The sequence below is a fragment of the Winogradskyella sp. J14-2 genome (assembly GCF_001971725.1).
Taxonomy (GTDB): Bacteria; Bacteroidota; Bacteroidia; order Flavobacteriales; family Flavobacteriaceae; genus Winogradskyella.
In genome coordinates this window covers 1,434,511-1,459,384 of the sequence record NZ_CP019388.1, presented here as the reverse complement: position 1 = coordinate 1,459,384, position 24,874 = coordinate 1,434,511, and the positions used below count along the sequence as shown (strand labels likewise).

Sequence of the window (24,874 nt, the reverse complement as noted above, 5' to 3'; positions counted from 1 at the left end):
AAGATGAACAGAAAAGACCAACATTTAAAACGTGTCATTGTCGACTTTAAAAAATTAACACCAGAAATTCTTGCTTTATTGGTGGAGAAATATCCTGATGGTTACGATGAAGATCACATTATCACATTTAGAAACGCAAAAAACGAAATTATTGATGCTGTTGAGGTAACCACTGAGGATACTAAATATTTGGTTAAAGTAAGCACAAAACTTGCTGTTACCATGGAGAATTACGACGAGGATGATTATGAGGATTATGACAATGATGATCCAGAAGCGGTACAAGACCCAGAAATGGCTGATGATTCTGACGAAGATGATTTTGATTAATTGTTGTAATTGGTGTTGTATTATTTTGTAACTTTCTTAAAACTAAAAAGTTATAAACTCTAAATGCTTAAATTATGGAAACGTCATTTCACATGTCATTACCGTGTTTGAGTGTAAAGGACACCCAAGACTTTTACATCAATAACATAGGCGCCTCTGTAGGGAGAACTTCTGAAAATTGGGTAGACATAAATCTGTTTAGCCATCAAATTACGTTTACAAAAGCTGAAAAATTTAATTTTAATAGTCCGAATTACGTTTTTGAAGGTAAAATCTTACCTTCATTTCACTTTGGTATTATTGTAGGTGTTGATACTTGGAAAAAAATCTATACCAAGCTAACCAAACAAGCGTTAGAAGTTGTAACCAAAACCACTTTTTTAAAGGATAAAACGGGAGAGCACCTTTCGTTTTTCATTAAAGATCCTAACGATTATATGTTAGAATTTAAGAGTTTTAAAGAACCTAAAGATATGTTTTTAGCATAATGTTACCAGTTGTTGCTTATCAAGTAGCAAATACTATCAATATAAAAGCTAACAGACAGCAATTGCAGTGGCAATTACTGTTTCAGGATAGTGATGAGTTGTTTTACTTACACTCAAAAGACAAGTATATCTACCTATTTCAATATGGAATGGTAAGCTTTTTTAACCTTTCGAGAACTGAAATAAATGAAGCTTTAGATACTATCAAACCATTATGCGATACTTATTTTACAGACAAAATTTCTGAACAGGTTAATGTAGAGGTAAAAGCCAATACATTACAAGTAAATTTTGAGAGTATTATATTACCAGATTTTAACAGTGAAATGATACGATTAGTAATGCTAAATGCTTCTCAATCTGTAGCATTAAATCGTTTTTCGGAAATTACAGAAGCGCTATTAATAGAAACCAACGAACACACAAAATATCTAGAAGCTAAAGGAAAGCTCGATATTTCAGGCAATAAGTTAAAACGATTTATAGGTAAGATTCTAAATATAAAAAACAAGATAACAGAAAATCTATACATCTTTGACTCACCAGAAATTACTTGGGAAGACGAACAGTTAAACAAATTAAATTCTGATTTAAAACAGACCTTCGATCTTAAAGATCGTTACCATATTATCCATAATAGAATTGATATCATAAAAGAAAATTTAGAACTCTTTAAAGATATTATGGATCATAGAGAAAGCAGTAGGTTAGAGTGGATTATTATTATTCTAATCTTAGTAGAAGTCGTTGATTTGTTCATTCTAAAATTGTTTTAGGCTAAGACAGTATATTCTTCACAAATAAACCACAGATATCATTATCTAGGATAATGTTCTAAAAGTTTTGGGCTTGAGGTGGTAAATACCCAACAGAAATAAAAATAATAAAGATTCCCATAAGTGAAAACATGGGAATGTTATAAAACATACACTAAGTAAAAATGAAAAATAAGCAATTTCTAGTATTTATATTTTTAATTGTTGTCTTTAATGTCAACGCAATTAAAGCGAATAAAAACATATCACAAGAGCAAGATACAGAAACAATCGTAGCTGTATTTGATGGTTATAATGAAGAAGATGGTTATGCTTTCTTGGTATCTGGGGAAGATGACGAGGAAGATGAAGACATAATGTACTTTTATGAAGTTACCGAAGAAGCATTAAAGGTTGCAAACCTTAAATCTGATGATCTTATAGGTAAGCGTTTTCAAATAACCTATAAGATTGAAACCTATGAAGAAGAAGATGAGTATGGTTATAAAGAAACGTACGAAAAATACACCATCATAAAGATTAAAAAGATGTAATGTTAAAAAGACTGCTTATAAAATAGGCAGTCTTTTTTTTAGAATAACCTCCCAAGTAAATACCAAAAACACAATGGTGTACTCTAAGGCAATAATCCATAAGTTTTCAGCTTTATCCGCAGTGCCAATACCAAGATAAGAAAGATAGCTTAGAATGATTACCGCACTCCAAATAAGAGGGTACCTGTAATTAGTAAACACACATAGTATCACCAAACTAGCAATATACCAAGGATGTACAGTTGTGCTAAAAAACAAATAGATTGTAAGTACTAATAAAAATGAGTTACTAAGTTTTGGAATAGAATTATTGGTTTTTAAAAATGAAAATCCTAAAATAAAAAGGACAGGTATAACCGGAAGTATCTTGCCAATAAACCCAATTTCATTATAGCCTGTGAGACTATAGCCAATAGCTCTTAAGATATAGTAAATACTCGCATTAAATTCAAAATTATTAAACCATAGCGCTACAGTTTTAGAATAGTTGTCTACAAATTCTATTGAAAAAAATGGAAGGAAAAACACAATTAGGGTGATACCAACAATGGTATAGAATACAATTAATTTTGTAATTCCTGCAAAGGCAAACAAACCTTTAGATTCAGCGTAGCTAATCCATTTTCGTTGACTGTTCTTTTGGTTACTGAGCGAAGTCGAATTTGTGGTCCTTGAGCTTGTCGAAAGTGTGGTCCTTGAGCTTGTCGAAAGGAACCAACCAAAAAACAATGGCAAAAACATTAATGGAATTAATTTTACTGAAATAGAACAAGCATAGATAACGGCAGCCCATTTCCAATAGCCTTTATGCAGTAGGTATAAACTCCACACCAAAAAGAAAATCATAACGCCTTCAAAATGAAGATTACCCGTAAGCTCTATGATAATAAAAGGATTTAAAATGTACCAAAAAATTCTATTAGAAGGTAGTTTTAAGACCTCTAAGATTTTTTTTCCAAAGTATAGCGTACCGATATCTGCGGCAATTATTATGAGCCGCATACCTATAACGGAGGTTAAAATAGTTTTACCGGGAAACAAGTTTCCGAGTACGAAGCACAATTGATTTAGAGGTGGGTAATTGGTAAAGTGAGAGGCGCTGAGTTTTCCCATGCCATCATATAATTCTTGAGCTGAAGAAATCGAAGTATTCCAAAGTATTACATTATCGGGTTTATATAAATAAGGATTAAAGCCCTCTAAGAGCATTTGTCCATCCCAAATAAAACGATAGAAGTCTTGAGATAAATTGGGTATTGCAAAGAGTAACAATATTCTAAATAAAACTGATACTAATGCCAAAACTCTATAGCCTTTACCGAGCGAATTCGAGATGTAGAATCCAAAGGCTTTCAAAATATAATAGCCTAAAACAAACAAGATACCATAAAGTAAAACGACTTGTAAAGCATCGGTCCGCGCTGTAAAGTAAGCAAACCAAACGTAAAGAATGCAGCTTACTAAGATGTAAGCTAGCGTTGTCTTTTTGTGTTTATAACTATGGGTCAATTCTACGATAAAAAATCAAAGATAGAATTATTTAAACCTGGTAGGCCATCGAAATAAAAAAAGAAAATAACTTTAAGATAAAAATGGCTAATAAAAGGGATGCTTGAAGTATTTATTTAGACTAGTTACCAGCACAGGTTTTTTATTACTTTAAAAAATTCAATAGAGCGTAAATTACATTGAGTATTTCTTTTTTGTTGGTCAGTTTTAATGAAGCGTTTAAAGTTTTTTAAATGAAGAACTTTTGTGTTCCTTTTAGACAAGGAGGGGTAAAGCTATACTTTAGACCCGATAGACTTAAAAAACACATAACCAAAACCTACACAAAGCATTAGGTGAAAAGGAAACAAACCAAAATCACCACCTTGATCACCAACAATAAAAGCACTGTAGAGGCCAAAGGCAAAATACAGCATTAAAATACCTTCTAAAACTACATTTTTAGATAATGATTTCTTAAGGTATTTATTGTTTTTCCAATTGTCTTTAAAGCTTTTAATATTAAATTTTGGTGTTCTTACAAATTCACTTTTTTTACCGACGTGGCCTTCTATCACCGCAATAGAATTATGAAGGGAGAAGCCCATAGCAATAGAAAAGAAGGTAAAGAACATACCTATATACCCAAAAAATTTTTTAAACCCACTCCCATAAATATTTCTATACATAAACCAGTAGCAAACAAAGAATATTATGGTACTCATTATAAAGAAGCTCATTACATAGAAATAATCTCTTAAATGAGCATACTCATTCTTAATGTACAGCATAGGTATACTTAAAATAGCGACTATGAATATGCTTAAAAACATAGAGCTATTGAGTAAATGCAACAAGCCATGTATTTTTGTTTTAGCAGAAATGTTTTTAGATCTAATAACACGCCAAAGCATTTTTCTAAAGTTTTCTGCACCACCTTTATTCCAGCGAAATTGTTGAGATCTTGCTGCGCTGATCACTATGGGTAATTCAGCAGGAGTCTCAACGTCTTCGAGGTATTTAAACTTCCATTTTTTAAGTTGTGCTCTATAGCTTAAATCTAAATCTTCTGTAAGGGTGTCGCCTTCCCAATTTCCTGCATCTAAAATGCATTCTTTTCTCCAAATGCCAGCAGTACCATTAAAATTAATAAAGTGGCCTTTACTATTACGCCCAACTTGCTCTAATGTAAAGTGGGCATCTAACGCAAAAGCCTGTATTCTGGTTAATAGCGAGTAGTTTCTATTTATATGTCCCCAACGCGTTTGTACAACACCAATTTTACGATCTTTAAAATAGGGCACTGTGCGTTTTAACCAATTTGGCTTTGGTAAGAAATCAGCATCAAAAATAGCGATGTACTCACCTTTGGCAATCTCTAAACCTTCTTTTAAAGCACCAGCTTTAAAGCCCGTACGTTTTGTCCTTGTAATGTGTTTTATGTCTAGGCCTGTAGCTGCTAATTTTTCTACATGTGCTTTAGTAGAATGCACAGTTTCATCGGTAGAATCATCTAGCACTTGGATTTCTAATTTGTCTTTTGGGTAGTCTAGCTCGGCAATGTTATCTAGCAAACGCTCCATGACGTACATTTCGTTAAATACAGGCAGCTGTATAGTAACATAAGGTATTTCATCAGGATTATTTAAGTCAAATTTCTCGCAAGTAGTGCGTTTCTTTTTAGACGATAAGTAATTATAAAGTAGGTTTAATTGCGCTAATGCATACATAAAAATAAGTACAATAGCAATCGTGTAAACAGCAATAATGAAGTAATGTAGATAGATCACTTAAAACTATATTTAAAAATCCATGTTAAGATTTTTACGCCTGCAAATATAGCACCTTTTACCGTTCCTGAAACTTTTGAGACGCCTATTCTGTTTTTATATCTAACAGGTATTTCTCTGTACGTTAATTTTTGTTTCAAAACCTTAAGTTGCATCTCTACCGTCCAGCCGTAAGTTTTGTCTTCCATTTTTAAATCTAAAAGTCTTTGGTATTTAATAGCTCTAAAAGGCCCCAAATCTGTGAACTTAGAATTAAATAAGAGTCGCATTAATCGTGTGGCCAACCAATTACCAAAAATCTGAGGCCCAGTCATCGAGTTATTTTCGCGTAGTTCTTTGACGCGTGCACCAACCACAAAATCAATATTTTCTTCTATAATGGGTTGAACAATATTAATAAGTTCTTTAGGGTAGTCGCTGTAATCGCCATCTAAAAACACTATAATATCTGGTGTTTTTGATGGATTTTTTAGGGATGTAGAAGCTATGTATTCCATACCTTTTAAGCATGCATAGCCATATCCTTTTTGAGGTTCTAGCAAAACGGTTGCACCTGCTTGTCTTGCAGCTTCCTCGGTTTTGTCTGTAGAGTTATTACTAACAACAATAATTTCTTCAACTAAATTAGGAATATCATTTATTACTAAAGCAATAGAGGCCTCTTCATTGTATGCAGGAATAATAACTTTTATGTTTTGATTCATCTAAAGTTCTAAATGTCTATTGTCTCTCCTAAATTTAAAATAAGAAGTCCATTCGCCAGTTTTTTTATCGTCATCATAACGTTCTGCTTTTTTTAGCTTTCCATTGTTATAAAACAAAGCATATCCGTTTTTTAGACCATCCTTAAATTGAATTTTTACAGTTTTATTGTGCTGGTAAAAAATCCACCAATTATTAGCTTCGTTATTAACGTAGCTTCCTTCCTTATATAAAATATTATTTTCGGTGTAAAAATACCAATACCCAGTTTTCTTTCCTTTAAAATAATGCCCTTTTTTTGCTATTGCGCCATTGGGATAATAAAAAGTCCAAAAATCGGTCTTTTTTGTGTTTTTTTCCCAACCTTCCGAAATTAAATTTCCTTCAATATCATAATTGCGTACATATTCTTTTTGAGCTTCTGCATGCGATAGGAATAGAAAAAATGCGATGACGTAAATAGCCTTCATTATCTTATTTAGTTTAAAATTGCTTACTAGGTGTTTTCTAGATTTTGTTCATAACAAAAACAACTAAAAGTTACCCTGTCTTTTTCTTAGCAAAAACGTTGAATTTAGAATTGTTTTTTATCAAACAAAAAAACACCTTTCTCTGATAGTAAAATCTCTAATGTGCTATTATAGTTACGTAAATATTCAACTCTAGGTTTTAAAAAAAAACGAAAACCGTCTTGTCTAAACTTTCGTAAGTAGAGTGTTAGTAAACAATTAAACCATGATTATTATGACAAAAAACATTACAAAAAAAATTATTACAGCCTGTTGTTTCTTTGCAATAGGAGTAAGTTTTGCACAAAGCCCTGTTAATGGTTTTATGCAGAAAGCAGGTGAAGGAGGGTTATCTCTAACATATTCTTACGAATCGTATGATAAGGTATTTCTTGTGCCAGAGGAGGTTAACGGTGTGCCTGTGTTTAACGACGTTTCAAAAACTAGTATCTCTTTATACGGCGATATTGGTATTTCTGACAATTTAAACATTGTTCTTAACGTCCCTTACATTCAAGCAGAGGGTAACGCAACTGATGCTACATTAGCTAATAATGGCTTTGAAAACGAAAGAAGTGGTATTCAAGATTTAAAGGTCTATGTAAAATATAGATTTCACAGCTTTAAATTAGGCGAAAATACTTTAGATTTTATTGGTTCCGTAGGTTTAGAAACACCACTTGGTGATTATAGCGCGGATGAAGGTTTGCAATCTATAATTGCTATTGGTAATGAAGCCTCTAGTTTTAACACATTTGGTATTGCCACGTTTAAAACAAAGTCGGGACTATTTACTACAGGACAGGTCGGCTATAGCTTTCGAGGAAATAGTGTGCCAGATGCTTTAATAAGTGAGTTAAAATTAGGTTATGCATGCTCAAAATTTTATTTAGATGCATTTATTGCCAACCAACTCTCAGAAAAAGATGGTGTAGATATATTGGGTGAAGGATTTACTGGTTTTTTCCCAGCAACAAGAGTTAATTATACAAGAGTTGGAGTTAATGGGTATGTGCCGTTTTTTGATGGTATAGGACTCACAGCGGGCGCCAACACTTATATTGCTGGTAGAAATATTGGTAAATCTACAGGCTTTTATGGCGGCTTGGTGTATTCATTCTAATTAACCTAGTAACACAATAATAATAGGCTTAAAAAACTTTAAAAATATAATTATGAAAAATTTACATATACTGAAAAATGCCATCACTGCATTTCTTTTGATAGGCTTTTTAAACTCATGCGAAACACCTTCTAATTACGAAGACGAGGACCCTTCAATAGCTTATATAGCGGTATCTAATCCTAATTTTAGTACTTTAGAAGCTGCGGCTGTAACTGGTGGAGTTGCAGGTCCGTTAAGTAACCCTAACCCTAATGATCCCTCTGGCGCATATACCGTATTTGCACCTACAAATGATGCTTTTGCAAGGCTAGGATTGAATTCTGAAACGCTAGGTGTATTGCAAAAATCGTTTTTAACAAACACATTATTATACCACGTATCTAATGGTAATTTAGCTGGTAATGAAATCATGGCAGGCGGTAGCTCTACATCTGCAATAGGTGTCGATAGACGCTTTATAACCAGAGATGGCGCAACTTATATTAATGGCTCGCAAATATTAGCAACTGATGTTATGGCAAGCAACGGAACTGTACATGTTATAGACAAGGTAATGATTGCAACAGGTGTTGATATCGTACAGTCTGCAATAGCATTGCAAAGTGCTAACGTTTTTATCAATCCTGAATTATCTTTTTTAGTAGAAGCCGTATTGTATGCTGATTTAGCAGGTGCATTGACTGCGTCGGAAGGCAGCCCTTCCTTCACTGTATTTGCTCCTACAGACCAGGCCTTTATCGATTTGGGTGCTGCATTAGGTTTAACTTTTACACAGCCATCAGATATTAGACAGCTGCCAGTAGAAGTGGTTACGGCTGTACTTTTAAATCACGTTATAGCTAACGATGGTAAATTTACACCAGAGCTTAATCAAGGAGCGATAACACCATTGGGTGGTGATGACTTAACATTGGGTGCTTTTACAAACGGAACACTTACTGTTACTGGCGCTGGTAATGGAGGCGAACCGGCCAATATGGTAATACCAGATGTGCAAACTACAAACGGAATTGTACATGTCATCGACAAGGTTTTATTACCCAATCTATAAAATGTTCTGAGTTTTTAGTTAATTGTCTTAAAGGCCACATCAATAAACGGTGTGGCTTTTTTGAATTTAAAGATAGGGTTATAGAAAATCTATTTGTTGTTAACTAAAGTCATTAAATCCACATCGTTTCCAAGTAAAATCTCGTTTGGGTTAATACGACCTTCCATAGTATCATTTTCTAGTTTTAGTACACCTCTAGGGCAAACTGCCGAACAAATACCGCAACCTACACAACTTGAGCGTACAATGTTTTCACCTTTTTGAGCGTAAGCACGCACATCAATTCCCATTTCGCAGTATGTAGAACAATTTCCGCAAGAGATGCATTGCCCACCATTAGTTGTGATTCTAAATTTTGAAAATAAACGCTGTTGAAATCCTAATATTGCTGCCATAGGACAACCAAACCTGCACCAAACACGATTTCCAAAAATTGGATAGAAACCAGTACCAATTACACCTGAGAAAATTGAACCAATTAAAAAGCCATAACTTTTTCTTAAACTTTCAGATTTAAATAAAAACAAAGTGTTGTCTTTGCTAAAAAAATACATTGCAAATAACGTGGCTATAACAATGAAATAGCCTATAGCACCATATTTAGCATCTTTAGCCAATTCTTTACGCTTATAAATCATAGTGAAAGCAAAAACTAGTGTTAATAATACACCTACACCTATCAAAAAAGAGGATTTTGTAAGCCAATATTTATTAGTGTCGTTTCCTAAATAGCTATGTATCACCGCAGTTGTCATTAGTATAACAAATACCAATACAGAATGGATTACCCAGCGCTCAACCTTCCAAGCAAACCTAGACTTGTCACTCAATTGCCTAAAACTATCACCAGCAGTTTCCGCTAGTCCACCGCAACCGCAAACCCATGAGCAGTACCAGCGCTTTCCATATTTGTATGTTAAAATAGGTGTTATAATAAAGATGGAAACAATACCAAAGATTAACATAGCTAGCCCAATATTACCAGCACTTATAAAGGCTTTTACTCGATATTGTTCAAAATTATAATAGTTTAATGGCCAAATGTTTTTTAAATCGTAGTACGGTAAATCACTATTCATTACGTACATAAATTCTGGAATTAAAAACGCAAAAGCCAATTGAAAAAACATGACCGAAATAGTCCTGATTTGCTCATAGCGATTGTGTCGATATTTTAAAATGAATTTATAACCAAAAACCAAAATCGCAACCGTATATAGCGTACCGTAAACAAACCATTGGCTAGCGTCTCTTACGCTTAAAAGTTGACTTAAAGGATCAAAAAGCGCAACTAAACCTGTGTTTTCTTCACCTTTTTGAGCTAATCCCAAATATTGAGGATAAAAATAAAGTACAATGTAAAATAAGGTTAAAACGACACCAATTAGCCAACCGACTAAACCTCTTGAAGATAAGGATTTAAACCAAACGCCATCATTTTTAATGCCTTTAGATTTGTTTAAGTATAAACTATTAGAAAACCATATAGTCCCAATAAACATTAAGGTTAAAGCGATAGATAAAGCTATAGTTTTGTTAGGGAATTGAACATTAAATAATGCTAACACCAAAATAAAAAGTCCTAATATTCCAACTGCGGAGGCTATTTTTTGAGTTTTTGTTAATCCGTAAGAATTAGCCAAAGACATGCTGTAGTTTAATTTTAAGCTCATGTTAGTTAGTTTGTAAGGTGTTATTGTATTTTTCTTTTATCTCGTTTTCAAATCGTTTGTAAAATTCTGGATCAAAATTGGCTTGCTCTAGATGATTAATGACATAGTCTACATCTCGCTTTTCGGTTAGCCATTTGTCAAAAACTTCGTGTCGTAGCCTAATGCCAAAGGTGTTTATGCCTAGAAATAGATTAGTGTCTTTGTGGTAAGCTACGGTAATACATTTGGTGTCATCTTTATGTTTCCAGTGAAAATGAGACTCGTAGTCTGGTTTTCCTTTTTGACCGTGTACCCAACCATAGGTTTGGTATTCGATATCAAAAAATTTGGCACTATTAAACCAATGACCAGGATTGTAAGTTGTTGGGTTGCCGCAAATGGTTTGTGCTAAGGTTTCGCCCATCATGCGTCCTGTATACCAAACAGCTTCTATCGGTCTGCGATTACCGATCGTCTCTTGTTGTTCGGCACAGTCACCTATGGCATAAACATCTTTAATATTTGTTTCTAAAAACCGATTGACTAAAACCCCTTTATTGGTTGTGATACTACTTTCTTTTAAAAACGAAATATTTGGTGTTACACCAGCTGTTAACCCTACAAAATCACAAGGAATTTCTTCGCCAGTTTCTTCAACGATGATTGACTTTACTTTTCCGTTATCATCAGAAATGATTTCTTTTAAATTAGTTGAAAGTCTTAAATCGATATGATGATTTTTAATGTGTCTGTTAATCATTTGGCTTTCGCCTTCTGGTAAAACACCATTCCAAAAACTACGTTCGCGCACTAAAAATGTTACAGGAATACTTCTGGAGTTAAGCATTTCTGCTAATTCAATACCAATTAACCCTCCGCCAACAATGACAGCACGTTTGCACACTTTGTTATTTGGTGCGTAGGTTTCAATATTTTCTAAGTCTTGTTTGCTGTATAAGCCTTGTACGCCTTTTAGATCTTCTCCTGGCCAACCAAACTTGTTGGGTTTACTTCCGCTGGCTATAACAAGTTTATCATAAGCTAATGTATCTCCTTCGGTAAAATGAAGTTTTTTATTCTCGGTGTCAATGTTATTAACATAACCTTTCTTTAGTTGAATGTTATTTTTTTTCCAAAACCAATTTTCATAGGGTTGAGTGTGCTCAAACTTCATATGTCCCATATACACATACATCAATGCTGTACGCGAAAAAAAATAATCACTCTCTGCTGAAATTAAAGTAATCTTTTTGTCTGAAAGTTTTCTAATGTGTCTTGCAAGGGTAACACCAGAAATACCGTTACCTATGATGGCAATATGCTCCATTATTTTAATTTAGTTATTCATTAGGTCGCACTTAAAGATAATACCTTAATTATTGAAATCAATTTAGAAGCGATTTAAATTATTCTAGCTTTGTAAGGCCGTAAACTTTTTAAACACATCGCTTTTCTTTAAATTTACATTATGAGGATCGCAGTCTTATTTTTTATAGCTTTCACTTTAGGCTGCTCTGTAGCACCTTATAAGAAAAGTAAAATTAATGGTGTAAGTTTTGTTGCAGCTAGAGACGCTGTAGACAGCAGCCATGTTGCACCTGTTGTTAATGTAAATGCCAACTACGCCGCAATTATGCCATTTGGTTTTATAAAAAACCTTAAACATCCAGAAATTATTCATAATACAGATAGACAATGGTTTGGTGAGACCAGAGCTGGTGCAGAGCAGTATATTACAGAATTACGAAAAGCTAATATTAACGTCATGGTAAAACCACAAATCTGGGTTTGGCGTGGTGAATTTACAGGCGAGATTACAATGACTAATGAAGAGGACTGGCAAACATTAGAAACTTCTTACACAAGTTTTATAATAGAATATGCTGATATGGCAGAAAAGGTAAATGCCGAGCTATTTTGTATAGGAACGGAGTTGGAGTCGTTTATAAAACATAGGCCTGAATATTGGTCGCAACTTATTAAAAAAATTAAATCTATTTATAACGGTAAACTCACTTATGCTGCCAATTGGGATGAGTTTGTAAGAACACCGTTTTGGAATCAATTAGATTATATTGGTGTCGATGCATACTTTCCTGTAAGTGATAAAGAAACACCAAGTTATGAGGATTGTATAGAGGGGTGGACATCTCACAAACCAATTCTAAAACAACTATCGCAAGCATTAAAAAAATCAATTTTATTTACAGAATACGGTTACAGAAGTGTAGATTTTTCTGGTAAGCAGCCATGGCTATCTGACCATACGATGAAAGATGTTAATCTTAAAGCACAAGTTAATGCAACCCAAGCATTACTAGATACCTTTTGGGGTGAGAACTGGTTTGCTGGTGGTTTTATATGGAAATGGTTTATAATGCACGATAAAGTTGGTGGGCATGATAACACAATGTTTACTCCGCAAAATAAACCCGCTCAGGCTGTTATTTCAAAAACCTATGCTACGTTTAAATAAGCTAAAACAAGAGTTCTTTGTAATGTAAATTGTAGAGATGCGTCTAATTTTTTAATTAAAACAATGACGAACCAGATCTGAATTATGTTTCAGAAAACAATACTTACAATGAAACTTAGATTAGTATATTATGTCTTGGCCATGACTTTTGCCCAAGTTAGTTTTTCTCAAAATACAATTACAGAGATCGATATAGAAGGTAATAAAAGAACCACCGAAAGTTTTTTGAAACGCTTGGCCTATGTAAAAGTTGGAAGTAATCTAGATTCCACAGACATAGTATCAGATGTAAGACGATTTAGACTCTTGCCTTCTGTTGCCAGTGCGTCGTTTACCACTGAAAAATTAGCCAATAATACTTATAAGCTCACGTATAAGGTGGTAGAGAATTTTGCAATAATTCCAGGTCTCAATGTTTCTCAAGATGTCAATGAAGATCTGGCATACAGACTATCACTATTCGATTTTAATTTGTTTGGACAAAATCAAATTGTTGGTGGTTTTTATAGTAGAAATGTATTTGATTCTTATGGTGTGTTTTGGGAGGCACCTAACCTTTTTACCAGAAAATGGGGAATAGGGCTCAACTACCAGAATAATGTTTTACAACAACCTATATTTTTTGAAGACGAACGCGATGTCAATTACAAGTTCAATGCGAGAGCTTTTGAGTTTAGGGTCTTTTATGAGCACAATTTTAACAATCGTTTTGAGCTTGGTTTTAATATTGCGAATGAAGACTATGATTATCTAGACGGTAACTTGCCTTCTGATATACCAGAACATCTTAGTCTAAATCGTTTTTCAATTATTGGTGAATATGAATACAATGACATAACAAACGAGTATCAGTATGTTGAAGGTTTTAGAAGTGTATTCACATTTAATTTAACAGCTTTAGCAGAAGGGAATACAGAGTTGCTCAAAAACTTTTTTATAGGCAGAAACGATTTCGAATATTTTAAGCGAATAGGAGCCAAAGGTAATTGGGCAAACCGTCTTAGATTGGGTTATGCTACTAATGACACTACACCTTTTGCACCATTTGCATTAGATAATCAGCTTAACTTACGTGGTGTAGGAAATGTTGTAGATAGAGGCACCGCTTCTGTTGTATTGAATACCGAATATAGATATACGATTTACGAAAAAGACTGGTTTGCCATGCAAACCAACGCATTTATTGATGCTGGTACTTGGCAAGATCCTGGTGGTGAATTAGAGGATTTAGTAAAGGGTAATAACGCGAGTCTGTTCACAGGTTTAGGCTTAAGATTTATACACAAAAGAATTTTTAATGCTGTGTTTAGGATAGATTATGGTATAAGCCTTGGTGATAAAGCTAACAACGGTGTAGTTTTTGGAATTGGGCAGTATTTTTAACACTATAGTAATCTTTAAAAAAGCGAGGTTCGTTTTTATCCATTAATTTTGTAAAAAGAGAGGATGAGAACACTTGTAATCGGAGATATTCATGGCGGATTTAGGGCCTTAATCCAAGTATTTGAAAGAGCAGAAGTAACATCTAATGATAAATTAATCTTTCTTGGCGATTATGTAGACGGCTGGAGCGAATCGGCTCAGGTAATTAGCTTCCTTATTAAATTCTCAAAAACCAACCACTGTGTGTTTATAAAGGGAAACCATGATGTATGGTGCGAACAATGGCTGGCCGATGGTAATGTTAATAATGTTTGGTACATACATGGTGGAAAAGAGACTATAGAAAGTTACAAAGGTTATACAAAAGCTCAGAAGCAAGTACATCTCGATTTTTTTGAATCCATGCCCTTATATCATTTAGACAACAAAAATCGTTTATTTATACATGCAGGTTTTACATCCATGCACGGAGTTAAAAAAGAGATTCAGAAAGAAGTGCTTTATTACGACCGAACACTTTGGGAAATGGCACTAACTATGGATAAACGGATACAACAAAGTTCAGAATTATTTCCTAAGCGACTTAAGCATTATAGAGAGATCTACATTGGGCATACACCAACAACACGATACCATAAATACCAACCTATGAATGCCGCAAATGTTTGGAATATAGATACAGGTGCAGCGTTTACAGGAAAATTATCTGCTGTAGATATAACTACAAAAGAAGTTTTTCAAAGTGATACCTTAATGCATTTATATCCCAATGAAATGGGAAGAAACAAGTAATGAAAGCATGATAATTAGAATTTAGTAATTCTATTTAGTCCTTTTTATTTCTATACATTTTATCCATTAAAGGGGTATTGATCCAGTATTGATTTTTTTCTAGAAAATCATTTAAAACAGATTCCTTAATAGGTCTGTTTTTGGCCATAATATTTAGACTATCTGATAAAGATTTGTTTTCATTAACTCTTTGAACGAAAAACTCTCTAAATTGATTTCCCTTAACCGTTTCATGTTGGTATATTTCTCTTCCGATTACATCCTTTATCCGTTTAAGCTTATAACTCAATTCCTTTATATTTTCAGTATTTATGTCTATCAGAGATCCATCATAACTTTCAACCTTAATTTTAAAGACTCTACCAGATTCCTTATCAATGTTGGTAGTTTTTAGACTTTTTCCTTTAAATTTAAATCGAAAATTTTTCAGGATTATGGTACGCATGTCTAGATTAGCTTTCGTGTTATTAAAAGTTATGTAAAAAGCTTGTTCTGCTTTGTCAAATTCCACTTTCTCTTCTTTAAGTACATATTTTGCACCTATTTCAAATGAGTTATTAAACGTAATATAATTTAAATACATTTTATTATTTTGCCTTGCATACTCTAAGCTAACATTGTAGAGAGGTTTCTTCGATTTTGGTGGGTGAACTTTATAGTTAAACCTATGAATCGCATAATCAACAATGGAAATATATAAAGAGCCTTGTACGTAATCAATATTATCATTGCGTCCAGTTTTTAAACCATAAAGGCTATTATCATGAGGCTTAGCTTTCTTGAACTTTATTATAATAAGGGGTTCATTATTTAAGAATATAATCTTGTCCTTTCGGAATTGATGTAATTCTGGAAAATCTTTATCCATTCTATAGACATAAGAAAATGTATTGATGTTGTGGTTTCGTATAGGATTGTGTATGTTTAATATTGTATAATCATTACCACCGCGCGGCAGAATTTGCGAATGTTTTATGTATTTAGTTACTCCATCATAAGCTTTGGTAAGTGAGGGGTCTATAGTGAAGTTTTTATTTTGACCAAAACTATAAATTACAGAAGAAACACCATTGTCCTCAAGAAAGCTTGTGCTAATGCCTTCATCAAAAGTTTCTATAATACCTTCGTTTAAGTTAATGAATTTATTGTTGATTAATTGATAATCCCTGTAATAACCAATATAAGAATGGGCTTTGTCACTGAGATTATTTGGGATTTTACCAATTGCCTTCAATACTATTTCTTTAGCAGATAGTTCTCTACTTTTTTTAACTATTTCTTCTGGATTTACCTCAGTACTTTTTACCTTGTTTTTTACACTAATAAAAACTGGGTCTAATGCTTCAATTTGAGTTTTTAATTTAATAATATTTAGACCATCCAAGTTAATTTTGTTTAAAGAGACTTCTTTAGCTTCATATCCAATGGAGGTAATTAGTATAATAGCATCTTTATAATGTATCGGAATTCTGAATTCTCCATTGTAGTCCGTGACTATGCCTTGGTCTGAATTCTTTATTCTAACGGTGGCATAAGACAATGGCTCTAAGGTTTCTGCATCTATAACCTTGGCTAAAAGTTGTTCTGTGTTTTGCGACAGAATAATAGGGTTAAAACAATTACTTAATAGTATTAAAAGGATTAATTTTCTCACGAGATACTAAGTTAGTATCACTAAAGTTAACTATTTGTACAGTAAAATACCGTTATTGTACGATTAAACTATAAAATGTGCACTACTTTAAATAGCTCAGTGCTGGTGGAGTAAAAGATAATCTTTACACGATGTTCTTCTTATAATAAGCCAACATCTCTTCAGGAGAAGCACCAAACCAGCGTTTTACATATATTGTCCAAAAGTGGTATTGTAATTTCCAAATACCTACTTCTTTATACAGCCTAGCTGAGGTTCTTAGTGTTTTGTTAATAACTACAAACTGCTTACGTTTATAGAGCTCGTTAATTAATATGTTGTCTTCATAAATAATATAATTTTCATTGTAACCACCAATCTCGTCAAAAAGTGATTTTGTAATAAATTGGCTCTGATCTCCGCCTCTACAAGCACGCCAAGAAAATTGCGTTAGCCAACTTGCTAATCTAAGCCACCAATGGTTACTTTCAAATTGCATCCTAAAACAGCCTGCCTCGTTTCCCTTTCTTACTTCGTTGATAATGTATCGGTCAAAATGTTTGGGTGGAAACGAATCAGCATGCAGAAAATATAAAATTTCACTTTTAGCATATTTGGCGCCAAAGTTCATTTGCTTGGCTCTGCCTTTTGGCGAACTGAGTAGCTTAACAGTTATTTGATTTGTCAATTCTAAACTTTTTTCAGAATCTTGATAATCTCTAGAAGAGATAAATTGCGATACAATATCTTTGGTACCATCACTACTGCCACCATCTACAACTATGATATCTGAGATGTTCTCAGAATCGGAATTTTCCCTAAGATACAGCAATAACTTACCGATGTTTTCGGCTTCGTTAAGTACAGGTATTATTATGCTAATCATAGCCTATCTACGGAAAAATTTGGTGAAGAGTTTTAGTCGTTCAATTCCCAACTATAATTTTTAAAGCTTTTTTTGGCGTTATCTGAAATGGTAATGTCTGAGTAGCGATTTAAAAAATCGATAAGACTACCACCTTGTTCAAAATCTTTTTTAAACCATTTAAAAATTTTAGAGAGTTTTAAGTCGTTTTCTGAAATGCTGTTTTTGGTTTCATCAGCCAAAAATTCCTTAGTGGCCTTGGTAAGTTGTTCTTCTAAATTATCTGCCGTGAAAGCTGTATTTTGAAGTTTTGGGCACGACTCTGAGGCACAGACAATGGCAAAGTGTATACGAGGTTCGTCCATTTTACGAAGAATGTTGTGTTCAATCTCATTTAGTGTTAGCCATTTGTCTCCAAATTTCCATAAGCGCTGGTCCCAAGGATCTTTTATGTCCTTGATACTTTTTAAAGGGAAATTTTTAATTATTAAATCTATTGTCAATGCGTTGTAAGCGTTAATCCAGTAGGCTAATTTTTCATTTTTTGAAGCATTTTCAACATTTGGGTAATGGTCCTGAAGCGCCTCTATATAAGCTTGCAAATCAGCATTATTAGTTTTAAAACTGCTGTAATCTACCTGTCCATTATTTGATACGTTGTCGTTCACAAGAGTATTCCATTTAGAGTGATTAAAAAGGTCATTAAATACTAAATTATCATTAGACATAGTCAAATTCAGAATAGTTGAGACTGTAATTGTTAACACTAAAAGATACTTCATATTTCTAGGGATGCTTAAGGATTATTTTCGCTTTTTTGAGAAAGCAGGATACAACTCTTGGTGCACAAAATCTTTTGGAAAATGTTCATCACCTTTAAACCCAAGTTCTATATCTCTTCCGTTATGCGGAATGTAATCGGTTTTAAAAAGATAATCCCAAAGACTCAAGGTTAGTCCAAAATTTACGCCATACCTTACATGTTGAGGTAATTCTTTGGCGTGATGCCAAATATGCATCTTAGGATTATTAAAAATATATTTTAAAAAACCGTAGTCCCAACCCAAATTGGCATGGTTAAGATGACCAATTGCAATATTAAAAAAGTGAACAATAGCTACATCTTGCGCATCAAAACCACCAATAACTGCAATGGGTATGTAGAGTAATGATTTATAAACAACGGGTTCCATCCAATGGTAGCGTAAGTGCGCTGCAAATCCCATTTCTTTAACGCTATGGTGTACTTTATGAAAATTCCACAACCAATCAAATCTATGGAGTAGGCGGTGTGTATTCCATTGTACAAAATCGGCTACTATAAAAAAAATGAAAAGCCCGAGCCATTTTGGTAGTTGGTTTACATTAAATAGTTCAAAACGCTTAACAGATAACCCAACTGTTGCTAAAATGTCATTAAAAAATTCAGCTGCGGTATTAGAGAGCGCGATAAGAATAATGAGATTTAATAGAAAGAAATTAAAAAACATATAAAACGTGTCTAGCCAGAAGTCTTTTCTAAATATAGCTTGATTTTTTCTCCAAGGAAATGCAATTTCGAGCAACCAAACAACAACAGAAATTATAATAAGTCCATAAAAATAATTATCCCAATGATAGAGGTCAATAAGCTCGTGCTTTAGGTAATTCCAATAGCCTGAATATGAATTTTTAATAATGTCTATATATTTGTCCATACAATAAGCAATAGCAATGAGAAGCTTATTCTGTTATAGTGTTTTAATTAATTCTTTAAAAAGCATAATCATACCAGGCTCTGCTTTCTTAGCCATTTCAATAATTTCTTCAATATTTACTGGTTTTAGATTGCTTGGGTCGCACTCATCGGTTAGCACTGATACAGCAGCAGCCTTTAACCCTAAATGATTAGCAACGATAATTTCTGGTACTGTGCTCATTCCTACCGCATCTGCACCAATAATTTTTAGCATTCGGTATTCTGCTCTAGTTTCGAGCTGAGGCCCTACAACAGAGGCATATATGCCTTTATGCAGTGCAATGTTATTTGCCTTTGCAATGGCCTCAAACTTCGAGATAATTTCTGTATCATATGGAGCACTCATATCTGCAAAACGTTCTCCTAATTCAGAAACACCTTTAAAAGCCAATGGCGAACTGCCTTGAAGATTAATATGGTCGTCAATAACCATGAGTTCACCTTTTTTAAAATCTAAATTCACAGCACCAGCAGCGTTAGATACCAATAAGGTATTTATACCTAGTTTTTCCATAATTCTTACAGGAAACGTTACATCTTGAAGCGTGTAACTTTCATAAACATGAAAACGCCCTTGCATAACAACGACATTCTTACCTTCAAGATTTCCATAGATTAATTTGCCTTTGTGAAACTCTACCGTGGCAGTCGGAAAATTTGGTATGTGATTATAGCTAGCTTCTGCTTTTATATCTATCTCATTAATTAATTGACCTAATCCTGTGCCTAAAATAATTCCAATTTCAGGTTTGTCGAAACCTTTATTCTTAAGATAATCGGTGCTTTCGGTTATTTGTTTAATCATTGAGCTGTTGTATTTTTTCTTGTAATTTTTGGTTGTTTTTATAAAAATCTGAAGCGATTAAATCTTCATAAGTATCAATATCATTTAAGGTATCTAAAGTAGCGACTTTAATATTGCTATTATGTAACTCTTGCAACGTAAGATTTAAGAGATTGGGTTGGCTCCAGGGTTTGTTTTGAAAAATGGATGGATGCAGTTTTGAAAGGCCTATGAGATAGTAGCCGCCATCTTGTGCCGGACCAAACACCGCCTCATTCTTTTCTAAGGCTTCTATACCATTTTCAATATGTTTTGAGTTAATGTTTGGTAAATCTGAGCCAATCAACACTATTTTTTTATACCCATTTCTAAATCCATCTTTAAAAGCATTGCACATACGTTCGCCGAGATCAAAACCTTTTTGAACGGCTTTAAAATCATTAGGCCATTGAGAGTCGACAATAGCGTCAGAAAAATAAATACGTTTGTCTATAGGCAGATTTGCTGTGGCTTTCTCGGTAATCTTTACCAACTCGGTATATACCTCAAAAGCACCAAAGTCGCCTATGGTTTTTGCTAATCTGGTTTTTACAGTTCCTAATTTTATGTTTTTTACAAAAACGATTACAAGGGCATCAGTCATATATCTTATTTCCTTTTAAGAGCCATTTGCTCCATGCTTTAGAGAATGCGTGCACATTTTCTGTAGGTTCATTATTTTGGTCGTAAACCACAAAGTCATTATTTTTCCATTCAAAAATACCACCAAATAAATTGAATACATTGGTATACCCTTCATTTTTTAATCGCTCGGCAATATGTTCTGAGCGAATGCCTAATGAGCAATATACTACGATTTTTGAGGTTTTGTCTGGAACGTTCTCTTTCACAATATCTAAGTCGAACGCGTTATAGCCAACGTGGATGGCATCTTCAATGTGGCTAGTTTCAAATTCGATTGTTTCTCTGGCATCGAGCACTACAGCTTCAGTTTTTGGCATTGCCAATTCTTGAACCGATATATACGGAATATCTCCTTTGTTGTGTTTTTCTAGTAAGGTCTTAATATCCTTTTGGCAGTTGCCAATGAGACTTAAAGCGATAAAACACAATGTGAAGAAAATTCTCATTTTTTGTTAGTTGAATGAATTTAGTTAACCTTACAGTTCTATTAGTTTTCCTTGCAATCGTTGCTCTTCATTTGGTAAAATTTCCATATTGTCCCAAATACCATCGATGATAGTTTTGGCATAAGACTTAGGGAGCAAACCATTTAGCATCAACCGGTTTGTCAGTGTATGGTTGTATGCTAACTTACGGAAATTTATGCAATACGGTTTTGTGCTATCGTCTAAAATGGCATACCAAACCTCAGTAGTTCCGTCGTTGGCAGGCATACCAATAACGCCAGGATTAATCCAGGTTTTGTTGTCTTTTGCATCTATAAATGGTAATCCAGAATGTCCTGCCACAATGATATCACTGTTTGTCTTGTAAAAAGTCTCTTGTTTTACATCCCAAGGTGTGGATTTAAAAATATATTCTGAAACATTTGAATAGGATCCGTGAACCACAAAAACGTTAAAATTGTTATAGGTGAATTTTATGTAATCGGGCAGTCTCCCTAAATAACCCAGAGCATTTTTCGAAACTTTACTTTTAGCATAAGGGTACCATTGTTGAGAGAAGTTATCACAGCGAGAACCAGATTTAAAATCGCAGCCGCAATCATCTTCATTATTGGTTAGTTGAATTTCTACATTGCCAACAATACTGTGCGGATTCCAGTTTTTAAAGGTTTGAATGGTTTCCTCTGGTTGGGCACAATAGCCAACAATATCGCCAGTGCATATACAATGTTCTGATGGAATATCTTCTTGCTTTGCTACTTCAATTAAAGCTTCTAAGGCTTGAAGATTACTATAAACACCACCAAAGAGTAGTATTTTTCCGTTTAGCGTCCCTAAGTTTTTAATTTTTTTATCCATAATGGTAATAAATAAAACAATATACAACAACTAATGCCCCAGATATTTACCCAAAGCAAATCGGCATAGTTTCCGCTTGTGAAAATTAGACTATTTGGAAAGCTTTCAAAAATTAATAAAAACCCAAATATAATTCCTGTTGTAACACTTAAAAAGAAACTAATTTTGGGTACATTTTTTTTCCAGAAAATAAAAACAGGTGTTAACCCAATAACCATTGTTCCAGAAATAGTTGTGGCCGATAAGATTTCTGCATCCAAGAAAACAGGTAAGGTGCCAAGAATAGCTATTATTACCATAGATAGGCGACCAAAGCTTAAATTGTTAATGGCTCTTAAATCTATAACCAAGAGTTTTGAAAACGATGAAAAGGTAGAGTCTAAGGTTGATGCGGCAGATGTAATCATAATAAAGTTGATAACGAGTAAAACAATAATACCAAAAAACTGACCAACCTCTACTGCTGCTTGCCCTTTCAGGCCTTGGTGCTGGGCAAACACGCCAATAATACTAAACAAAATAATACATAGTGCGCCAAGAAGACTTGCCCAAAGAAAACTTTTTTGGGTAACTTTGGGCGAACTAATAAATGCACGATCGGTTAAAACCGGATCGTGAAATGGATAGCTAAACGATTGTATTAAGGCTGCAAATAATAGGTTTAAACCTAGTTCAAAACTCCAAGTTCCAGAATGCAGCACTTTGTTTATGGTAAAATCTTTTACCGAAAAGATATTCCAAAGAATAACAATTAGCAAAATACCAAACAATACCATCTGAATCACATCGGTAAAAATAGAGCTGCTCAGTCCACCTTTTATAGCATAAGCTAAGGTAAGTAGTGTAAAAATGATGATGGCCCAATAGTAACTGCTGCTGCCAATATCACCAAAGTAACTGCCAATTACCATTGTGTTACTCCAAACCTCGTTAAAAAGCCTTATGGCAATTAAAACGGAGAAAAGGGCCATAGCACCTTTACCAAATTTTGAAGTTAAAAAATGATGAATACTGTTGAATTTGCCTTCAACTCTAATCTTGTAAAGTACAATTCCAGCAACAGCAAAAGAGAGGTAATAACCAGCATAAGCTACTCCGCCTACCAACCCAAAACTAAGACCAAGGTTGGCAGCGTTTGTAATACTCTTGGCAAAAATCCATGAAATCACAAGACTACCCATAAGTACTAAACTGTTTGGTGCCTTCTTATTATGCGTTGCTTTAAAAAACTGTTCTGTAGTCTTCGCTAAAGGCGATAACAAAAAGAGAATAACACTAGACAAAATAATAAGTAGCCACTGCCAATTAATTGCGCTCATATATTTTATTCGTGCCACCAAACAGGGACGTTAATACTATTGTTATTGGTTTCTGAGGCTGCAACGGCGTAGTTTTCAGAATTTAAAGCTTCTTCTTCTGCAGGATACGGCATTCTTATAGGAATAAGGTCATTGTTTAAACTCGCAGAGATTGTTCTTAACTGTGGAAAACCCGTGCGCCTGTATTCTACCCAACCTTCATAACCATTAATAACACTTGCAATCCATTTCTGGGTTATAATTTGCTCAATAGGATTTGTACCAGTTGCATTATACGAAGCAGAGCCAGAGAGGTAGTTAGCCGGTAATTCGGTGTTCCAATATTCAAAAGCTAAGGCAACACCAGTTTCATAAAGTGTTTGTGCATCTGCAGAAATATATCCCTTTTCAGCCGCTTCTGCTAATGCAAAATGAACTTCCCAAGCAGTGATAAAATTGGCATCTAGTGTAGAGGTGTCTTCTCTAAAAGCTGAACTGGCTAGAGAATAATCTGCCAAGGCTATAGATGTCGAAGACGCATCAATACCGTTTAAAAGACCGTTGAATTCGTTGGTGGTAGAATTAGCAAATGGTCTAAATAATGTCGCCATTCTTGGGTCGTTGAGATCATTTAAAATAGCTTCCATAGTTTCAGACAACACAAAATTATTAAAGTCTCCAATACGAAGTTGGGCTAATCTAAAGCTGTTTGGGTCTGTGTTTGTAAAGTTGAAAATGGCATTTTCACTATTTGTACTAATGAAATTACCATCGTTAAAAAGTGCTTGAAGTTCATTTGAAACATCGACCTTATCTGAAATACGCAACAGGTGTTTTATTTTTAGTGCATTGGCAAATTTTATCCACGCCTGAAGATTTCCATTAAAAAGAATGTCACCTTCCAGCGGAATGACATCGCTGTAAGCTTCAATGGCTGCAATGCCTTTATCTAAATTATCTAAAATGCCATTTTCATTTAGGTAGATGTCTTCTTGCTTATCGTAAGCCGGTGTTACGGTACCTTCAATACCATTAAAGGCTTCAAAATAAGGAACATCACCAAATAAATCGGTTAAACCAGCTGCCATATAGGCTTTTAAAATAAGTGCTGGTCCTTCGTAAACAGCATTGGTTTCTGTCGTTCTTGCCTGGTTGAGAATAATTTCATTATCTCTTAAATTGGTGAAGAATACTGGCCAGGGATTGCCTCCAAGTTGTGGTGATTTTAAATCGTGCCGATCAAAAAGATTAAAGTCCAGAGCCGTCCTGTGTTGTGCTAATAAGTCTCCAGCAACAAAACCTTCATAGCTCATATTTTCACCAAAATCATAAATCACCTGTCTTAACAACAAACTGGGTTGTACCGTACTTGGCGAATTAGGGTTGGTATTGATCTCTTCAAAATCTTCAGTACAACTGGTAATTATCAAAAAACTAAAAACGGATAGTATATATTGTATTGTTTTCATTGT

Annotated in this window: 24 protein-coding genes and 1 pseudogene; 9 read left to right on the top strand and 16 right to left on the bottom strand. The window is 34.1% G+C overall.

The window, feature by feature from the left end; translation table 11 throughout:
* Positions 1-3: 3 nt before the first annotated feature.
* The 4 genes from BWZ20_RS06775 (at position 4) to BWZ20_RS06760 (ending at position 2,127) form a co-directional block, all read left to right on the top strand.
* Positions 4-330: a hypothetical protein gene (locus tag BWZ20_RS06775; protein WP_076618075.1), complete on the top strand. Its 327-nt coding sequence runs from the start codon at positions 4-6 to the stop codon at positions 328-330.
* Between the two features lie 74 nt (positions 331-404).
* Positions 405-818, top strand: a complete 414-nt coding sequence (locus BWZ20_RS06770) for a VOC family protein (protein ID WP_076618072.1) — start codon at positions 405-407, stop codon at positions 816-818.
* Positions 818-1,594, top strand: a complete 777-nt coding sequence (locus tag BWZ20_RS06765) for an RMD1 family protein (protein ID WP_076618070.1) — start codon at positions 818-820, stop codon at positions 1,592-1,594. Before BWZ20_RS06770 ends, BWZ20_RS06765 begins: the two co-directional genes overlap by 1 nt.
* Before the next feature lie 164 nt (positions 1,595-1,758).
* Positions 1,759-2,127, top strand: a complete 369-nt coding sequence (locus BWZ20_RS06760) for a hypothetical protein (protein WP_076618067.1) — start codon at positions 1,759-1,761, stop codon at positions 2,125-2,127.
* A gap of 15 nt (positions 2,128-2,142) precedes the next feature.
* Here BWZ20_RS06760 and BWZ20_RS06755 read toward each other — a convergent pair whose 3' ends face one another.
* The 4 genes from BWZ20_RS06755 to BWZ20_RS06740 form a co-directional block, all read right to left on the bottom strand.
* A complete protein-coding gene (locus BWZ20_RS06755; RefSeq protein ID WP_232217146.1) occupies positions 2,143-3,636 on the bottom strand; it encodes a mannosyltransferase in 1,494 nt (497 codons plus the stop codon).
* A 275-nt stretch (positions 3,637-3,911) separates the two neighbouring features.
* The gene (locus tag BWZ20_RS06750; protein ID WP_198034981.1) at positions 3,912-5,345 is read right to left on the bottom strand and encodes a cellulose synthase family protein; all 1,434 of its coding nucleotides are present in this window, start codon (positions 5,343-5,345) and stop codon (positions 3,912-3,914) included.
* A gap of 56 nt (positions 5,346-5,401) precedes the next feature.
* A complete protein-coding gene (locus BWZ20_RS06745) occupies positions 5,402-6,109 on the bottom strand; it encodes a glycosyltransferase family 2 protein (RefSeq protein WP_076618061.1) in 708 nt (235 codons plus the stop codon).
* Positions 6,110-6,577 (bottom strand): toxin-antitoxin system YwqK family antitoxin, encoded by a 468-nt coding sequence (locus BWZ20_RS06740; protein WP_076618059.1) that lies wholly within the window; start codon positions 6,575-6,577, stop codon positions 6,110-6,112.
* A 274-nt stretch (positions 6,578-6,851) separates the two neighbouring features.
* On the opposite strand from BWZ20_RS06740, the gene BWZ20_RS06735 reads away from it, so the two are divergent.
* On the top strand, positions 6,852-7,739 hold the full coding sequence (locus tag BWZ20_RS06735; RefSeq protein ID WP_076621282.1) for a hypothetical protein: 888 nt from the start codon (positions 6,852-6,854) through the stop codon (positions 7,737-7,739).
* A gap of 52 nt (positions 7,740-7,791) precedes the next feature.
* A complete protein-coding gene (locus BWZ20_RS06730) occupies positions 7,792-8,793 on the top strand; it encodes a fasciclin domain-containing protein (RefSeq protein WP_076618056.1) in 1,002 nt (333 codons plus the stop codon).
* Between the two features lie 89 nt (positions 8,794-8,882).
* Here BWZ20_RS06730 and BWZ20_RS06725 read toward each other — a convergent pair whose 3' ends face one another.
* Both BWZ20_RS06725 and BWZ20_RS06720 read right to left on the bottom strand, forming a co-directional pair.
* Positions 8,883-10,466 (bottom strand): 4Fe-4S binding protein, encoded by a 1,584-nt coding sequence (locus tag BWZ20_RS06725; RefSeq protein ID WP_076618052.1) that lies wholly within the window; start codon positions 10,464-10,466, stop codon positions 8,883-8,885.
* 1 nt (position 10,467) lies between these two features.
* Entirely contained in the window at positions 10,468-11,772 is a 1,305-nt protein-coding gene (locus BWZ20_RS06720; protein WP_076618049.1) for an NAD(P)/FAD-dependent oxidoreductase, read from the bottom strand.
* Positions 11,773-11,913: 141 nt separating this feature from the next.
* Between BWZ20_RS06720 and BWZ20_RS06715 the strand changes: the two genes are divergently transcribed.
* The 3 genes from BWZ20_RS06715 to BWZ20_RS06705 all read left to right on the top strand — a co-directional run bounded on the left by BWZ20_RS06715 (position 11,914) and on the right by BWZ20_RS06705 (position 15,096).
* On the top strand, positions 11,914-12,921 hold the full coding sequence (locus tag BWZ20_RS06715; protein WP_076618046.1) for a glycoside hydrolase family 113: 1,008 nt from the start codon (positions 11,914-11,916) through the stop codon (positions 12,919-12,921).
* Between the two features lie 108 nt (positions 12,922-13,029).
* Positions 13,030-14,304, top strand: coding sequence for a POTRA domain-containing protein (locus tag BWZ20_RS06710; RefSeq protein ID WP_076621281.1), 1,275 nt, complete (start codon positions 13,030-13,032; stop codon positions 14,302-14,304).
* Between the two features lie 63 nt (positions 14,305-14,367).
* Positions 14,368-15,096, top strand: a complete 729-nt coding sequence (locus BWZ20_RS06705; protein ID WP_076618043.1) for a metallophosphoesterase family protein — start codon at positions 14,368-14,370, stop codon at positions 15,094-15,096.
* Positions 15,097-15,130: 34 nt separating this feature from the next.
* Here the strand turns inward: BWZ20_RS06705 and BWZ20_RS06700 are convergent, their stop codons facing one another.
* The 10 genes and pseudogenes from BWZ20_RS06700 to BWZ20_RS06655 all read right to left on the bottom strand — a co-directional run bounded on the left by BWZ20_RS06700 (position 15,131) and on the right by BWZ20_RS06655 (position 24,871).
* Complete coding sequence (locus tag BWZ20_RS06700; RefSeq protein ID WP_076618041.1) at positions 15,131-16,750, bottom strand: carboxypeptidase-like regulatory domain-containing protein; 1,620 nt, start codon at positions 16,748-16,750, stop codon at positions 15,131-15,133.
* 124 nt (positions 16,751-16,874) lie between these two features.
* Positions 16,875-17,615, bottom strand: coding sequence for a TIGR04283 family arsenosugar biosynthesis glycosyltransferase (locus BWZ20_RS06695; protein ID WP_076618037.1), 741 nt, complete (start codon positions 17,613-17,615; stop codon positions 16,875-16,877).
* A 278-nt stretch (positions 17,616-17,893) separates the two neighbouring features.
* Positions 17,894-18,322, bottom strand: a pseudogene (locus tag BWZ20_RS15570) (DUF547 domain-containing protein); the annotation flags it as partial.
* 75 nt (positions 18,323-18,397) lie between these two features.
* On the bottom strand, positions 18,398-19,291 hold the full coding sequence (locus tag BWZ20_RS06685) for a sterol desaturase family protein (RefSeq protein WP_076618031.1): 894 nt from the start codon (positions 19,289-19,291) through the stop codon (positions 18,398-18,400).
* Between the two features lie 33 nt (positions 19,292-19,324).
* The gene (locus BWZ20_RS06680) at positions 19,325-20,137 is read right to left on the bottom strand and encodes a purine-nucleoside phosphorylase (RefSeq protein ID WP_076618029.1); all 813 of its coding nucleotides are present in this window, start codon (positions 20,135-20,137) and stop codon (positions 19,325-19,327) included.
* Positions 20,130-20,759, bottom strand: a complete 630-nt coding sequence (locus BWZ20_RS06675) for a TIGR04282 family arsenosugar biosynthesis glycosyltransferase (protein ID WP_076618026.1) — start codon at positions 20,757-20,759, stop codon at positions 20,130-20,132. Before BWZ20_RS06675 ends, BWZ20_RS06680 begins: the two co-directional genes overlap by 8 nt.
* On the bottom strand, positions 20,752-21,246 hold the full coding sequence (locus BWZ20_RS06670) for a rhodanese-like domain-containing protein (RefSeq protein ID WP_076618023.1): 495 nt from the start codon (positions 21,244-21,246) through the stop codon (positions 20,752-20,754). The genes BWZ20_RS06675 and BWZ20_RS06670 overlap by 8 nt, the downstream gene beginning before the upstream one ends.
* A gap of 30 nt (positions 21,247-21,276) precedes the next feature.
* Positions 21,277-22,104 carry a metallophosphoesterase family protein gene (locus BWZ20_RS06665; protein ID WP_076621280.1) on the bottom strand — a complete coding sequence of 276 codons (828 nt, stop codon included), beginning with the start codon at positions 22,102-22,104 and terminating at the stop codon, positions 21,277-21,279.
* The gene (locus tag BWZ20_RS06660; protein WP_076618021.1) at positions 22,080-23,423 is read right to left on the bottom strand and encodes a sodium:solute symporter; all 1,344 of its coding nucleotides are present in this window, start codon (positions 23,421-23,423) and stop codon (positions 22,080-22,082) included. Before BWZ20_RS06660 ends, BWZ20_RS06665 begins: the two co-directional genes overlap by 25 nt.
* Before the next feature lie 5 nt (positions 23,424-23,428).
* Complete coding sequence (locus tag BWZ20_RS06655; RefSeq protein WP_076618018.1) at positions 23,429-24,871, bottom strand: SusD/RagB family nutrient-binding outer membrane lipoprotein; 1,443 nt, start codon at positions 24,869-24,871, stop codon at positions 23,429-23,431.
* Positions 24,872-24,874: the final 3 nt, after the last annotated feature.